Genomic DNA, 13,901 nt, shown 5'->3' with positions numbered 1-13,901 from the left:
GGCCCGGCGGCACCGGCTGCGGAGGCCTGTTGATCAGGCGGCGTGCGGACGGAGCGGGGTGAAGACGGTGGAGGCGTTGAACCAGCCGGAGTCGGGGCAGTCGAGCGAACCGCCCCAGTGGACACCGGTCTCGCGGGCGCCGAGGTGGCGAAAGGCGCCGGAGTAGAACAGCAACGGTTCGTCGTCGGTGACGTGGACGTGTTCGACCTCGCCGACCACGATCAGATGGTCGCCGCCGTCGTAGGTCCGCCAGGGGCGGCAGGAGTAGACGGCGGCGGCGCCGACCAGTACGGGCGCGGTCGGACCGTCGGCCCACTGCGGCCCGGGGTCGCTCGGCCGGCCGGCGAAGTGCCACGCGGTGTCGACCTGGCCGGTGCCCAGCACGTTCACTGCGAACGACGAGCCGTTCAGGTACCCGCACGCCTTCGACTCCCGGGTCAGGGTCACCTGGCAGAGGGCCGGCTCCAGCGAAACCGCCGTGAACGCGTTGACCGTGGCGCCGTGCGGCGCGCCGCTCTTGGTCCGGCAGGTCACCACGGTGACGCCGGTGGCGAAGCGGCCGAAGGCGGTGCGAAGTTCTCGGGGCGGAATGGCCATCTCGGACCTCCTGAGGTACGCTCTGCGTACAAGATGCACGCTGTGCGGTCAATGAGATCGAGAGTGCCTCACGCCGTGCGCCCGGTCAAGGGTTCACGCGACGGAAAGTGATAGGGGTGTGACGGTGGAGGGCAACGAGCGCGACTACGTGCAAAGCCTCGAGCGCGGCTTCGCAGTGCTGCTGGCGTTCGACCAGGAGCTGACCAACCCGACGCTGGCGGAACTGGCGGCGGCGACCGGTTTGTCACGCCCGGCTGTCCGCCGACTGCTGCTGACGTTGCAGCGGCTCGGTTACGTGACCAATGAGGGCACGCGCTGGTCCCTGACGCCGCGAGTCCTGAGCATCGGTCAGCACTACACCGCGACGAAGGCGATGATCGAGCTCGCCCATCCGTACCTGCTGCGGCTGGCCGAGCGCACCGCGGAGTCCGCTTCGATGGCCGAGCTGGACGGTCACGACGTCGTGTACGTCGCCCGCGTCCCGGTCCGGCGGATCATGAGCATCAACGTCGCTGTCGGGACCCGGGTGCCCGCCCACGCCACGTCGATGGGCCGGGTACTGCTCGCGTACGCCGGCCCGGAGCGGATCAGCCGGTTCCTCGAAGAGGCGGACCTCCGGCCGCGCACCGCGGCGACGGTGACGGATCCGGCGAAGCTGCGGGCGTTGCTGGCGCAGGTTCGTGAGCAGGGCTGGTGCATCGTCGACGGCGAGCTCGAAGAGGGTCTGATCTCGGCGTCCGCGCCGGTCAGGGACCGGACGGGCGCGGTCGTTGCCGCGCTGGCCACGTCCACCTCGGCCGGACGCCTCGTCCCGGACAAGCTCCGGACCGAGACGGTTCCGCTGCTTCTCGAGGCCGCGGCAGGCGTCAGCGCCGAACTCGGATACCGGCCCGCGGTCTGACGTCAGTGCCGGTGCCGAAGCGGATCCGACTCATCGAAGCGGAGATCGGCTGCGCTCGGCATCCTGCGATCGATGGTTGCCTTTAGCATCAGATTCGTGACCTCCTCAGCCGGTCAGCGATCAGGGATCGCGTAGGCGACGACATTGCGCGCGTACCCCGTGGTCGGGGAGTAGGTGCCGCCGCAGGTGATCAGGACGAGGCGGTGCGGACCGTCGCGGCGGAACACCTCGGGTGGCAGGTGTTGGCGGGGATAGGTGCGCAGGGCAATCACCCGGTAGGTGCGGACGCCGGTCGGGGTGCGGACGAGCACCTTCGCGTCGGGGCGGATCGCTGACAGGGCGTACAGGGCGCCCTGGTCGCCGTCCGGGGTGTCGACGTGGCCGGCGAGCACGGTCGTGCCGGAGTTCGCGCCGGGGGTGGCGCCGCCGGCCCACCAGCCGAGCCGGCTGGGATCGGGAAGCAGGAGGCGGTGGTCGCGGGACACAGCGGTCGGTACGACGGGGGCGTCGGCGTCGAGGCTGGGAATGCTGAGGTGGGTCGGGAATTGCCGCGCGGAGTTTTGGGGCCGGTGTGGGGCGGGAGGCCTTGATGGCGGTTGCTGACGAGGTGCTCGAGGTGCCTGGCTCTGGGGGTTCAGGGGTTCGGAGTCCGGGGCCTGCGGGACGTGCGCTTGCTGGACCTGGCCGAAGGAGTCCGGAACCGAGTCGTGGAACGACGCAGCCCCGGTCGCCGCCAGCATCGCGCCGGCGGTGACCAGGACTGCGCTCGCTGTTCTGCGGCTCACCGGGCGGGTTGTCTCCGGAGTGCGACGACGGCACCGCTCAGGACCAGCAGGCCGCCAAGACCGACCAGCCCGGCCGCCACCATGTTGTCGCCCGCGGCGGCGACGCCCGACGTACCGGAGTCGACGCTGTCCGGCAGCCCCAGGCTTCTGGCCGCTGCCATGAACTTCTCGTGGTGCGAAGCGATCACCGGCGCCGACGCCTTCGCGGCGTTGACCACCGCAGGCTCGCTGCCGGCGCTGATCTCCTTCTCACCCAGAGCCATCGCCTTCGCGTGGCCCTCCAACTGCCCGGCGACGAACATCGCGTCGAATTCGTCGCCACTCGCCGCCTGCAACTTCGCCTGCAGCGCCCTCTGCTCCGCGTTCGGCTGCTGCGGCAACGAGACGTTCGCCGCGGCGGCGACCTTGCGCAGCGAGGCGTCGAGCTTGGTGTGGTCGGCGATCAGCAGTGCGCCCAGCTCTTTGACCTCGGCGCTGCTGCCCTTGGACTGGGCCAGCTTGCCGGTCGCGATCTCGGCCAGGTTCGACTGGTGAGCGCCACGCAGGAACACGCGGTCCTGCTCCGACAAAGCGCCGGCGGCCGCATGCGCGGACGCCGTTCCACCCAGCACGACCACCGCTGCCGCGACGGCACCGGCCGCCACCCGTCGCATCATCCGTCTCATCCGAATCTCTCCTCGTTCTCGGGGGGCCCGGGGTACCCCGCCGAATCGGCTGCACACGTGCGCACAAGTTCGGGGAGAGGACGGGGCGCGGAGCTACTCCTTCGAGCCGCTGACCGCGCTGCTAGTGCCCAGGCTGATGATCACCAGGTTGTGCCTGTGATCAGCCCCAATGCCTGCTTGAAGTGAGTGTCGCGCGGCGGCCCTGGACCGTGGTCCTTGGCCGCCGCGATGTAGTGGATGGATCAGGGGGTGACGCAGCGGTAGTTTGTTGCCGACTTGGTGTCGCCGTGGCCGGTGTAGCGGGTCACCATCGGGTAGCGGCAGATGTCCCGGGTGGCGCTACCGTCCGCCGAGGTCGCCGGCAGGGTGTTCGGGGCCTGCCCCTTCTCCACCCAGTTGACCAGGGCGTTGAGGTCGGCGCCGGAGTTGATCAGAGGGCCGGTGCTGAAGAACTTGGTCCCGCAGTGGTCCACGCCGGGCAGCAGGAACACGCGGTAGAAGTCGTCGACGCGCTTCGTGCCGCCGAAGAGGGCGTCGACGCGCTTGCGGTAGTGGACGGTTCCTTGGGTCGGGATGAGCTGGTCGGACTGGCCGTGCCAGGTCAGCAGCTTGCCGCCTGCCCTGGCGAACTTCGACAGGTTCGGGTTGTTGTGGGCGATGACAGCGTCGTACTGGCTGGTCGCGGAGTTGAACAGCTGCTCGAACGACTGGTAGGTCAGCTTGGTCGCGTCGAACGCCGGGTTCTTCGTCACGAAGTACTGGGCCCAGAGCTCAGGCACCTTGAACGGCTTGCCGGCCGCCGCGATGTAGTCGAAGATCGAGCCCTTGTTCTGCCCGTACCACAGCTTCTTGCCCGACGGAGTGGTCGGGCCGGCCCACAGCTTGTTGACGGCGACGGCGAGCGCCTTGGTGATGGTGAGTTCCTGGCCGTCGCACAGGACCTTGTGGCCGATCAGGCGGCGGGCGTCGAACGCGCAATCCCGCGGATTGTCGATCACGCCGTCCTTGACGCGGTCGAGGGTGTCGCAGGCAGCGACCGCGGCGGTGTTGAAAGCGTCCAGTTCGCACTTGGTGGGCGCGACCTTCTCCTCGTTGAAGACCGCCTGCGACCACAAGGTGGCGATCTCGAACCGGTTCCAGTCGATCGCCGGCGCATTCGCCAGGATGCCTTGGAAGTCGTTGGGGTACTGCTGGGCCTCGGCGTAGCCCTGGCGGCCGCCGGTTGAGCAGCCGGTGAAGTACGAGTAGCTCGCGGCGCGCTGGTAGAACTTGGCGGTCGCGTCCTTGCCGATGACCGCCATGTCGTGCACCGAGCGGGAGGCGAAGTTGGTCAGCAGCCCGGCGTTGATCTCGCCGTCGGCGGTGAGCGCCCAGCTGGCGTCCTGGCTGGTCTTGACCCCGGCGTCGGTGGCTGCGCCGACGTACCCGCCCTTGACGGCGCTGATCAGCGGCAGGCTGCGGTCACTGACGTCACCGGCGGAGTAGGCGCTGCCGCCGGTGGCTTGGAAGCGTCCGTTCCAGTTGATCGGGTCCTGGGGGAGCGCGATGCGCAGGTTGACCGTGTCGTTGACTCCGGGGTGGGTGACGACGACCTTCAGATCGCACCAGGCCGGTACGTCGGTGATCGGCGCGACGGGCGGAAAGGCGGAGGGAAAGGTGAAGGTGCCTCCGGCCCTGGTCTCCGCGGTGACCGACACCACCGTGGTGCCGGACGGCGCGGAGAGGGGAAGGGGGGCGCAGGCGGTCGCGGTCGTGCCGCTGTCGCTGGTGGCGGCGTTGGACGCCGCGGGCAGGATGACGGCGGCGACTGGGACCGCCGCAGCCAAGAAGATCATCAGGGGTCGCTTCATGCCGCCAATGCTGACCTGGCAGTGATCGGTTTGACCCCAGGGTCGACCACTGGGGCAGCACCCTGGCGGAGAGTCCAGCGCCATGACGGGACTGGCCCAGGGCCCAGCGTGAGACACCAGGATTCGGCACTGGCTCGCCGGAGTCCTTGCTTCGGGCAGCGTTGAGGTGTCACCCAACATGTGTGCGGACCGGGCCGACGTCACCGAGGTCTCATCGCTTCACTTGGTAGATGCGGTTGGTGATGGTTTCGGTGGCCAGGCGCCAGTCGTGGAGGCCGGCGTCTGCGGCGAGTGTGCGGAGTGCGTCTGGGCCGGCGTGGTTGCCCAGTGCGACGGGACCGTTCTGAGCCAGAGCAGTCGGCAGACACAGGACCACTGACGTGGCCGTGTACGCGCGGCCGACCGGATTGATGTTTTTCTCGGGTTGGGACGATGCGTTCGGCTCGACCACCAAACAGCTGCCGTCGGTCGCGAGCGCCTGCTCGGCGCGCGCGAAAGCTGCTGTGGGATCTCCGAGATCGTGCAGGCAGTCGAAGTAGGTGATCAGGTCGTAGTTGCCACCCGGGAAGTCCTGGGCGGACGCCACTTCGAAGGTCACTCGCTCGCTGAGGCCGGCATCGGCTGCGTTCTTTCGTGCCTGATCGATGGACGGCGCGTGGAAGTCGAAGCCGTGAAAGCGGGAGTTGGGATAAGCCTGTGCCATCAACAGCGTCGAGGATCCGTAGCCGCATCCCACGTCCGCCACGCTTGCGCCCCGCTCGAGCTTGTCCACCACGCCGTTGAGCGCCGGCAACCACTCCTGGACCAGCGATGCGGCGTATCCAGGCTCGAAGAACGTTGCGACGCCTTCGAAAAGGCCGGGTCCGTGGGCGCCCCACCCGACCCCTCGACCCGTCCGGAACGCCTCGACCAGTTCGTCCTCGGTCTCGTACAACGACTTCAGCATCAGGAACGACCCCACGGCGTAGGCCGGCGAGTCCCGGTCCGCGAGCACCGCCGCGTGTTCGTCTGGCAACTCATAGCTGCCGTCGCTCGGCCGGTAGTCGACGTACTGGCTGGCTACTTGCAACGCAAGCCATTCCCTGACATAAACCTCGGCGAGGTTGGTGCGCTCGGCCAGCTCCGAGGAGCTCAACGGCCCTGCGCCAGCCATCGCCTCGTACAGCCCGAGGCGAGCTCCGATCGAAGTCGACAACCCGGCGAACGCCGCTGCGCTGTCGACAACCACCTGCCCCAGAAACTGTTGAAGGCGTTGTTCATCCATCTCTACTCCTGTGAAGTACGGCGGCTTGGGACCAGCCGCAGCGGTAAGCGCCAGCTGACCTTCCGGATACGCGCGTTGAGCGCTGCCGGACCGGCGACTGTTCATCACCTCTGGTAGGACGATATGCCCAGCCTCGACTGGGTTGTGAAGTTTTGACGAGATTCGGCCATGGTTGCCCTCCGCAATTACTCCGCCAGCTGGAGGCCGGTGCCGTCCCGGGGCGCTGGGGGCCACCCCGGGCATCCGGCCAGGGAGTCACCCTGGCTCGCCGCCCGTCAGGTGCCGGTGACTCTTCTCGTACGACGCGCTCCTGCGTCGCCAGACAAGAAGGACTCCCCATGGACATCGTTGAGCGCCTGGAGATCGTCGAGGACACCCGACGGCTGATGGCCGACTACGTTCGGCACGCCGACCATCACCAGTGGCAGGACCTGGCCGATCTCTTCACGCCGGACGGCACGTTCACGCCGTACAAGCCGGACGGCTCGGTGCTGCTGCGGATGGCGGGCCGCGACCACATCGCCGCCACCCTCGGGGCCGGCAACCGGCCGGACGACGTACTGATTCATCACCTGTTCTCCGACCAGATCGACGTGAAGACAGCCGATTCGGCCCGCGGCGTGTTCGCGATGGAGGACCTGATCTTCCGGTCCGACGACAGCGAGCCCCCGGCGGACCTGCCGTTCAAGACCCTGCACGGCTACGGGCACTACCACGCCCACTTCGTGCGGGCCGGCGGCTCGTGGTCCATCGCCGAGCTCGTCCAGACCCGCTTGAAGCTCGATTTCACCTACTGATCCCACAGCTGATCCGAAAGGCACACCGTCATGACCGAGACCACCCCGAACCGCCGGCCCGAGCCGTTCACCATCGACGTCGCCCAGGACGTGCTCGACGACCTGCGGAACCGCCTGAAGGCGACGCGGTTCGCGCAGGACCTGGACAACGAGGACGAGTACTACGGCCTCAGTACGGCCTACCTCAAGCCCCTGGTTGAGTACTGGGCCACCGACTTCGACTGGCGCGCGGTCGAGAAGGAGTTCAACTCCTTCGCCCGCTACCGCGTCGAGCTCGGCGGCACCCCGATCCAGTTCATCCACGAACCCGGCAAGGGCCCGAACCCGGTCCCGCTGCTCCTGCTGCACGGCTGGCCCTGGCCGCCGCAGTCCTATCACGCGATGATCGGTCCGCTGACCGACCCCGCGGCCTACGGCGGCGACCCCGCCGACGCGTTCGATGTCGTCGTCGCCGATCTGCCGGGCTTCGCCCACTCCACGCCGGTGGGCCGTGGTGACCTGAACTACTGGAAGATGGCCGACCTCTTCCACGAGCTGATGACCGACGTCCTGGGCTACGAGAAGTTCGCCGTCGGCGGCGCCGACTACGGCGCGCTGGTCACGACGCAGCTGGGCCACAAGTACGCCAAGAACCTGTACGGCGTGCACCTGGGCCACGAGATGACCCCCGGGATCTTCCAGAACGACCGGTTCTGGGATCTCACCGGAGGTGCCGCGGTCCCGACTGAGCCGGGCCGGCTGCGCGACGACGTGCTGCACATGAACGAGACCCTGGTCTCGCACGTCGCCGTACACATGCTGGACGCGCAGTCGATCACCCACGGGTTCAACGACAGTCCCGCCGGAATGCTCGCCTGGCTGGTGCGCAAGTGGAAGACCTGGAGCGACCGGTGGGGCGACTTCGAGAAGGTCTTCCCGCGCGACGCGATCCTGGGTGCCGCCACGGTCTACTGGGTCAACCAGGCGCTGGGCTCGTCGATCCGGGTCTACCGCAACTCGGTACGTCACCCCTGGCAGCCGTCGCACGACCGCCAGCCGCTGATCGAAGTGCCGGCCGGTTTCACCTTCCTGGTCGGCGACACCTTCCCGCCCGGGGTGCGGACCCCCGCGGAGCGGATCGCGGCGTTCGAGAACGGACCGACCCGCTCCGCGTTCAACGCGGTGAACGTCAACGCACACTCCGACGGCGGTCACTTCGGCCCGTACGAGAACCCTGAGGCGTGGATCGGCGATCTGCGCAACACCTTCCGCCCGCTGCGCTGATCCGCTCCGGCACCCGCCGGGTCCGCGCTCGACCGCGAGGACCCGGCGCCGGCTGTCCGGACGACGCCGCCTGTCCCGAAAAGTAGGACCACTCATGCCCGCTCACTCCGCTTCCACCGGCCACCGTTCTCTCGCGCTGATCTTCATCTCGACGGCCCAGCTGCTACTGGTCTTCAACGGGGCCATTCTCAACGTCGCACTGCCTTCCGCTCAGCAGGACCTGCACATCTCCGACGGCGGCCGGCAGTGGGTCCTCACGTCGTACACGCTGATCTTCGGTGGCCTGCTGCTGCTCGGTGGCCGCCTCGGTGACCTGTTCGGCCGCAAGCGCGTTTTCCTGATCGGGCTCGCGGGCCTGATCCTGTCCTCCGCTCTGGGAGGGGCCGCACCGAACACTGCGATCCTGCTGACCGCGCGGGCCCTGCAGGGCGTTTCCGGTGCGCTGCTCGCACCGGCCGCGTTGTCGCTGATCTCGCTGGCGTTCCCGGACGGCAAGGCCCGGGCCAAGGCCTTCGGTGTCTTCGCGGCGATCACCACGTCCGGAGGTGCGATCGGACTCCTGCTGGGCGGTCTGCTGACCGAGTACTTCAGCTGGCGGTGGGCGTTGTTCGTCAACGTCCCGCTCGGCCTCGTGCCGCTCGTCGGCTCGGTGCTGTTCCTGCCGAGGGACGCCGACCGCGAGCACCGCACCCGGCTGGATCTTCCCGGCACGGTGTTCGCGACCGTCGGCCTGGTCGCCTTGGTCTACGGATTCACGCTGGCCGACAGCCACGGGTGGGGTAGTGCCCTGACACTCGGGTCGATCGCCGCCGGCCTCGTGTTCCTGGCGGTCTTCGTCCTCGTCCAGGCCCGCGCCCGCGAACCCCTGCTACCACTGCGCATCCTGACCGAACGCAACCGGGGCGGCGCCTACCTGTCCGCCCTGCTGGGTCTGCTGAGCCTTTTCGCCGTCACGCTGTTCCTGACCTACTACCTGCAGGTGGTCAAGGGGTACTCACCAGCCCTGACCGGAGTCGCTTTCCTGCCATTGGCTGTCGCCCAGGTCATCGGTGCTTCCGTGCTGGGCACATGGCTGATGACGCGTCTGTCCTCCCGGGCCGTGATGGTCGGCGGCTATCTCGTCGCCGCCGCGTCGGTGCTCCTGATGGTGATGCTCGGCACCGGCACAGCGTTCTTTCCCTTGGTGCTGCTCAGCCAGACCGGCCTGGGTCTGGGGATCGGCGCCGCCCTGCTGCCGGCCAGCAGCCTCGCGACGTACGGCGTCGGCCCGCAGGACGCCGGCGTGGCCTCCGCGATGATCAACATCTCCCAGCAGGTCGGTGGGTCCATCGGCATCGCGTTGCTCAACACGATCGCGACGAGCGCCACGGTCGCGTACCTCGTAGAGCACGAGTCCGCCGCACAGAACGCGGGGCTGGTGTACGGCTTCCGGACCGCCTACGTCTGGGCGGCCGGCTTCCTGGTCGCGGCTGCCGTGGTCGCCGGGCTGCTGGTCAACGCCCGCCTGACTCGTGCTCAGCGCGACGAGGTCACCGCGGCTGCTGCAGCAGAACCGCGCCCAACTCCCGCCGGGACGTGATGCCCAGTTTCATGAACACCTTGCGCAGGTGCCACTCAACGGTGCGGGGACTCAGGAACAGCGTCGCCCCGATCTCGGGATTGGACCGGCCCGCGACCGCGAGCCGCGCGATCTGAGTTTCCTGTGAGGTCAGGTCCCCCGGCAGGCCGGGCGCCCGCCGGCGCACCGTCTCCCCGGTGGCCACCAGCTCGCGGCCGGCCCGCTCGGCGAACCCGTCAGCACCCATCGCGACCAGCGCCTCGTGCGCCATCCGAAGAGCCTCGCGAGCCGCTCCTCTGCGATTGTCCCGACGCAAGAACTCGCCGTGCAGCAGGCGCGCACGGGCCTGCAGGAGTGCGAGCCGGCCGGTGCCCAGATGCGCGATCGCCTCCCGGTACCGCTCGTCGGCCTGCTCGGCGGGCCCGGCCAGTGCGTCGGCCAAGGCCTGTACGCCGAGCGCCCACGGCGTACCGGCTGCGCGGGTCCGCTCCTCGAGGTGTGCCCGGGCCCACTCAGCCAGCGCGGTGTTGCCGCTGCGCGCCGCAGCTTCGACCAACTCGGGAACCGCCAGCATCGACAACCCGATGTTCTCGTGCTCGACCGCGGTGCGAGCCGCCGACGCGGCCGCCGCGTAGTTGCCGAGCCCGTTGTGCAACACCGCTCGGCCGTACGCCGCGTTGCTCAGCAGCCGGCGGGCGTCCCCCACCTCGGCACCTGTCGTCATAGCAGTCACCCTGGCGTGCACCAAATCTTCCTTGCCCTGCAGGGCGAACAGGGCCAGCGCGGCGGACGGATGCGGTGCGAGCCCGGTCGTCTGCCCGAGCGCGTCGGCCTCCTCGAACATGTCCGAGGCGTCGGCGAACCGGCCGGCGAACATCAGCGCACCGGCGCGGAAGAACAACGCCGACGGCAGGACCGCCAGCGTGCCGGTCGCGCGCGCGGAGCGCACCGCGTGCTCGGTGAGGCGATGCAGCGCTGCGTCGTCGAACACCTCGAACGCCACCGGCACCGCGAGCCACAGCTGAGCCAGATCGCGTTCCTCGGCCGGCATCGCCAGCGCCCGGGCGAACCACGGCACGGAGGCGGCGTACCCGTCCACGGTGCGCGCGACGAATCCCTGCAGCAGCAAACTGGTGACGTCCTCGCCCATCGGCAGCGCACCGGCGGCCTGCGCGGCGTGGCGCAGGTCGGGGGCGCCGGCCTCACCGGCGTTGAGCGCCGAACCCATCGCCTCCAGGTAGGTCTGCCGGGCGGCGCCAGGGTCGAGGTCCTCGAGCCGGCGAGCGACCTCGAGCAGTGCAGGAGCGGCGTCCCGCCCGTCGTTGCGGGCGAAGGCCAAGTGGGCTCTGAGCCGGTCGGCCTCGGCCCGCTGTGGCGGGTCGAGCGGGCCCAGCTCGGCGGCGGCCAACAGCTCGAGGACCAGTTCGGGGGCACCCGAGACCAGCTGAGCGCGCGCCGCCGCCAGCGCCCGTCCAGCGCGCTGCTTCGAATCGGGCGTGAGCTCGGCGGCGCGCTGCAGGAAGGCCGCGGCCGCGGCCCGGCCACCCCGGGCCAGTGCCCGGTCGGCCGACTGCTCCAGCTCGGCGGCGACCAGCGCGTCCGGCCCGACCGCGGCATGCGCCCGGTGCCAGGCACGACGGTCGGGGTCGTGCACCGGGTCGGTCACCGCGGCGAGAGCACCGTGCACCGCGCGCAGCTCGGCGGCATCAGCAGCACGCCAGCTCGCCGAACGCACCAGCGGGTGCCGGAAGCGGACCGTGGCCCCGAACTCGACCAGCCGCGCGTCCTCGACGGCTCCGGCCGCCTCCGGACCGACGCCGAGTACGTCGAGAGCGCGCCACAGCAGCGGCAGGTCACCGACCGGCTCGACAGCCGCGGTGAGCAGCACCAGGCGGCTCCCGGACGGCAGTTCCGCGATCCGTCGCCGAAAGCTCTCCTCCAGGCGGCCGGCCAACGGAGCCGATCCAGGCAGCCCGAACCCGAAGGCCAGTTCCGTCGCGGACAGGCCGCGGGGCAGCTCGAGCAGAGCGAGCGGGTTCCCCCGGGTCTCGGCGACGATCCGCTCCCGGACCCGGTCCTCGATCGGTCCCGGCAGAACGGACTCGAGCAGCGCCCGCGCCTCGGCCTCGGGCAGGCCCTCGATCCGCAGCTCGGGCAGGCCACCGAACAGCTGCTCGTCACCGGGAGTACGGGCGGCCAGCACCAGCGCGACCGACTCGGCGTGCAGTCGGCGGGCGACGAAGGTGAGGATGACTTCGGACGCCCGGTCCATCCACTGCACGTCGTCGACTATGCAGATCAGCGGTTCGCCGGCCGCCGCCTCGGCCAGCAGCCCGAGCACCGCCATCCCGAGCACCAGTGGTTCGGGTGGTTGCCCGGGGCTCATCCCGAACGCCGTACTCAGGGCGTCCCGCTGCGGTTGCGGCAACCGGTCGAGGTGGGCCAGCAACGGAGAGCAGAGCTGCTGCAGCGCCGAGTACGCGATCTCCGCCTCCGGCTCCACGCCGGCGGCGCGGGTCGTCCGGCCGGCCGGCGCGGCGTCGGCCAGGTAGTCCAGCAGCGCCGTCTTGCCGGCGCCCGCTTCGCCGCGCAGCACCAGCACTCGGCTCTGCCCGGCTCGCAGGTCGCGGAGCACGTCGTCGAGCGCCGCGCACTCCTGCCGCCGGCCCCGCAGTACCGGACTCTCGCTCTTCACCACGGTGACCTCCCGGCCCGCTGTGCGGCGGGGGCCTCGGTTGTGCGGACAACGACCCTGTGCTCACGCGTCGAGGCGGCCGGCGCCGCGGGTCTTGATCGCCTCGATCGTGTGGCCCAGCGCCTTGTCGAGCGGGCCCTTGGCAACCATGCCGAGCAGGGACCCGACCATCCTACCGAAGAGATTCTTGACGGTCCGCATCACGATCCGGTGCGGATCGAGGCGGTGCCCGGGTCGCGGACGCCTACCGGCCCGGCAGTCGCTCGGCCACTTCCTGGAGCAGGAAGCTGTTGCCGTCCGGGTCGCTGAACGCGGCGAACGAGCCGTACGACCGGCGTCCGGGATAGAGCCCCGGCACCCGCTGGTCGGTGCCGGCGTGCGGGAAGACCCCGCCCCGGTCGTGGAAGATCTCGCTGACGTCGACGCCGCGCGCGATCAGGTCGGCGCGGGCCTGCTCGATGTCGCCGACGACGAAGCAGACGTTCTCCACCGCCCCCGGCTCGGCGTGCCCGATCCCGGTGCCGAAGACGATCGAGCACTGCGACCCGGGCGGGGTGAAGTGCACGACCCGGAAGTCCTCCCCGTCGCAGTGGTCGAGGTCCTCGCGGAACCCGATCCGGCGGTAGAACTCCTTGGCCCGGTCCACATCGGCAACCGGCAGCACGAGCACCTCGAGCTTGTACTCCACCATGCGCCCTCCTCGGCGGTTCGCGGACACCGTCCGGCATCCGTCACCGACGATCGCGTTCGCGAGGACCCGTGACCCCAGGGAGTCACCCTGGGTGCCGCCCTGGTCACAGAAGAACGCGTCGCGGACCGTCCACCATCGTCACTCCTTCGTCTCAGCGGATGCCGTTCGGCGCCCCCTGACAACCGTCCGATCACCCACCTTGGCCTCGCTCCAGGGGTGAACCCTGGCCCGTGCCCGGCGCGGGGTCCCGCAGGCCGGGCACGGCGTTCGGCCCGTGGACGACCCAGGGTTCGGCACGGGCTCCGCGGGGGCAGCCGGCCGGGCAGTCTCGGTGCATCACCGATCCGAAGAACACAGGAGTCACCATGACAACCATCCACTTCTCCGAGAAGACGAGCGCGACGCCGGAACAGTTCTTGGCCGGCCTCACCGACTTCGGCCCGGGCCGCCAGCAACTGTTCGGCAACAGCTCCGACGACTACCTGGTGGTGCACGCGAAGGGCACCGACACGGCAGATGTCACCGAGGGCTCGGGCGGCGTCTGGGAACGACTGCACTACGACTGGTCCGACCGGGGCCGCGTGAGGCTGACGACCGTCGACTCCAACCTCTGGGGCGGCCGATCGGGCCACACCTACACCTTCACCCCTTTGCCCGACGGCACGACGCAACTGGACGTCGTGGTGGTCCGCGAGGGCAAGAACCTCAAGGGCCGCGTCGCCGGGCTGCTGCTCGGAGGCGTCGGCCAGGGCGTGCTGAAGAAGGCGTTCAAGAACACGATCAAGGTCATCGAGGAGCGCAACCAGCTGTCGCCGGCGTGACCTGTCCGGCCGCG

12 protein-coding genes are annotated in these 13,901 nt (G+C 69.7%); 5 read left to right on the top strand and 7 right to left on the bottom strand.

All coding sequences use genetic code 11. The annotated features are described in order from the left end of the window. Positions 1 to 33: 33 nt before the first annotated feature. Entirely contained in the window at positions 34 to 597 is a 564-nt protein-coding gene (locus BWI15_RS11865) for a flavin reductase family protein (RefSeq protein ID WP_077014373.1), read from the bottom strand. Between the two features lie 124 nt (positions 598 to 721). Between BWI15_RS11865 and BWI15_RS11860 the strand changes: the two genes are divergently transcribed. Next, complete coding sequence (locus tag BWI15_RS11860; protein ID WP_143465504.1) at positions 722 to 1,498, top strand: IclR family transcriptional regulator domain-containing protein; 777 nt, start codon at positions 722 to 724, stop codon at positions 1,496 to 1,498. A gap of 113 nt (positions 1,499 to 1,611) precedes the next feature. Here the strand turns inward: BWI15_RS11860 and BWI15_RS11855 are convergent, their stop codons facing one another. The 4 genes from BWI15_RS11855 to BWI15_RS11840 all read right to left on the bottom strand — a co-directional run bounded on the left by BWI15_RS11855 (position 1,612) and on the right by BWI15_RS11840 (position 6,062). Beyond that, positions 1,612 to 2,283 carry a class F sortase gene (locus BWI15_RS11855; RefSeq protein WP_077014371.1) on the bottom strand — a complete coding sequence of 224 codons (672 nt, stop codon included), beginning with the start codon at positions 2,281 to 2,283 and terminating at the stop codon, positions 1,612 to 1,614. After that, a complete protein-coding gene (locus tag BWI15_RS11850) occupies positions 2,280 to 2,948 on the bottom strand; it encodes a DUF4142 domain-containing protein (protein WP_083750702.1) in 669 nt (222 codons plus the stop codon). Before BWI15_RS11850 ends, BWI15_RS11855 begins: the two co-directional genes overlap by 4 nt. A gap of 242 nt (positions 2,949 to 3,190) precedes the next feature. After that, on the bottom strand, positions 3,191 to 4,798 hold the full coding sequence (locus BWI15_RS11845; protein WP_077014369.1) for a tannase/feruloyl esterase family alpha/beta hydrolase: 1,608 nt from the start codon (positions 4,796 to 4,798) through the stop codon (positions 3,191 to 3,193). A 211-nt stretch (positions 4,799 to 5,009) separates the two neighbouring features. Next, positions 5,010 to 6,062, bottom strand: a complete 1,053-nt coding sequence (locus BWI15_RS11840) for a class I SAM-dependent methyltransferase (protein ID WP_077014368.1) — start codon at positions 6,060 to 6,062, stop codon at positions 5,010 to 5,012. A 338-nt stretch (positions 6,063 to 6,400) separates the two neighbouring features. Here BWI15_RS11840 and BWI15_RS11835 point away from each other — a divergent pair, with 338 nt between their 5' ends. The 3 genes from BWI15_RS11835 (at position 6,401) to BWI15_RS11825 (ending at position 9,701) form a co-directional block, all read left to right on the top strand. Further along, positions 6,401 to 6,859: a nuclear transport factor 2 family protein gene (locus tag BWI15_RS11835; RefSeq protein ID WP_077014367.1), complete on the top strand. Its 459-nt coding sequence runs from the start codon at positions 6,401 to 6,403 to the stop codon at positions 6,857 to 6,859. A gap of 30 nt (positions 6,860 to 6,889) precedes the next feature. Further along, positions 6,890 to 8,122, top strand: coding sequence for an epoxide hydrolase family protein (locus BWI15_RS11830; protein WP_077014366.1), 1,233 nt, complete (start codon positions 6,890 to 6,892; stop codon positions 8,120 to 8,122). A 94-nt stretch (positions 8,123 to 8,216) separates the two neighbouring features. Beyond that, the gene (locus tag BWI15_RS11825) at positions 8,217 to 9,701 is read left to right on the top strand and encodes an MFS transporter (RefSeq protein WP_077014365.1); all 1,485 of its coding nucleotides are present in this window, start codon (positions 8,217 to 8,219) and stop codon (positions 9,699 to 9,701) included. On the opposite strand, the gene BWI15_RS11820 is transcribed toward BWI15_RS11825, so the two are convergent. Beyond that, entirely contained in the window at positions 9,652 to 12,375 is a 2,724-nt protein-coding gene (locus BWI15_RS11820; RefSeq protein ID WP_077014853.1) for a helix-turn-helix transcriptional regulator, read from the bottom strand. The genes BWI15_RS11825 and BWI15_RS11820 overlap by 50 nt on opposite strands. A gap of 244 nt (positions 12,376 to 12,619) precedes the next feature. After that, complete coding sequence (locus BWI15_RS11815; RefSeq protein ID WP_077014364.1) at positions 12,620 to 13,066, bottom strand: VOC family protein; 447 nt, start codon at positions 13,064 to 13,066, stop codon at positions 12,620 to 12,622. A 365-nt stretch (positions 13,067 to 13,431) separates the two neighbouring features. Between BWI15_RS11815 and BWI15_RS11810 the strand changes: the two genes are divergently transcribed. Next, positions 13,432 to 13,887, top strand: coding sequence for a hypothetical protein (locus tag BWI15_RS11810; protein ID WP_077014363.1), 456 nt, complete (start codon positions 13,432 to 13,434; stop codon positions 13,885 to 13,887). The last annotated feature ends 14 nt before the right edge of the window (positions 13,888 to 13,901 follow it).

The sequence above is a fragment of the Kribbella sp. ALI-6-A genome (assembly GCF_001984195.1).
Classification (GTDB): Bacteria; Actinomycetota; Actinomycetes; order Propionibacteriales; family Kribbellaceae; genus Kribbella.
This window is presented reverse-complemented; position numbering and strand designations above follow the sequence as displayed.

Excerpts from the sequence above, each read along its gene's own strand:
- BWI15_RS11865 (WP_077014373.1), bottom strand. The coding sequence starts at position 597 with ATGGCCATTCCGCCCCGAGAACTTCGCACCGCCTTCGGCCGCTTCGCC.
- BWI15_RS11850 (WP_083750702.1), bottom strand. The coding sequence starts at position 2,948 with ATGAGACGGATGATGCGACGGGTGGCGGCCGGTGCCGTCGCGGCAGCG.
- BWI15_RS11845 (WP_077014369.1), bottom strand. The coding sequence starts at position 4,798 with ATGAAGCGACCCCTGATGATCTTCTTGGCTGCGGCGGTCCCAGTCGCC.
- BWI15_RS11840 (WP_077014368.1), bottom strand. The coding sequence starts at position 6,062 with ATGGATGAACAACGCCTTCAACAGTTTCTGGGGCAGGTGGTTGTCGAC.
- BWI15_RS11835 (WP_077014367.1), top strand. The coding sequence starts at position 6,401 with ATGGACATCGTTGAGCGCCTGGAGATCGTCGAGGACACCCGACGGCTG.
- BWI15_RS11830 (WP_077014366.1), top strand. The coding sequence starts at position 6,890 with ATGACCGAGACCACCCCGAACCGCCGGCCCGAGCCGTTCACCATCGAC.
- BWI15_RS11825 (WP_077014365.1), top strand. The coding sequence starts at position 8,217 with ATGCCCGCTCACTCCGCTTCCACCGGCCACCGTTCTCTCGCGCTGATC.
- BWI15_RS11815 (WP_077014364.1), bottom strand. The coding sequence starts at position 13,066 with ATGGTGGAGTACAAGCTCGAGGTGCTCGTGCTGCCGGTTGCCGATGTG.
- BWI15_RS11810 (WP_077014363.1), top strand. The coding sequence starts at position 13,432 with ATGACAACCATCCACTTCTCCGAGAAGACGAGCGCGACGCCGGAACAG.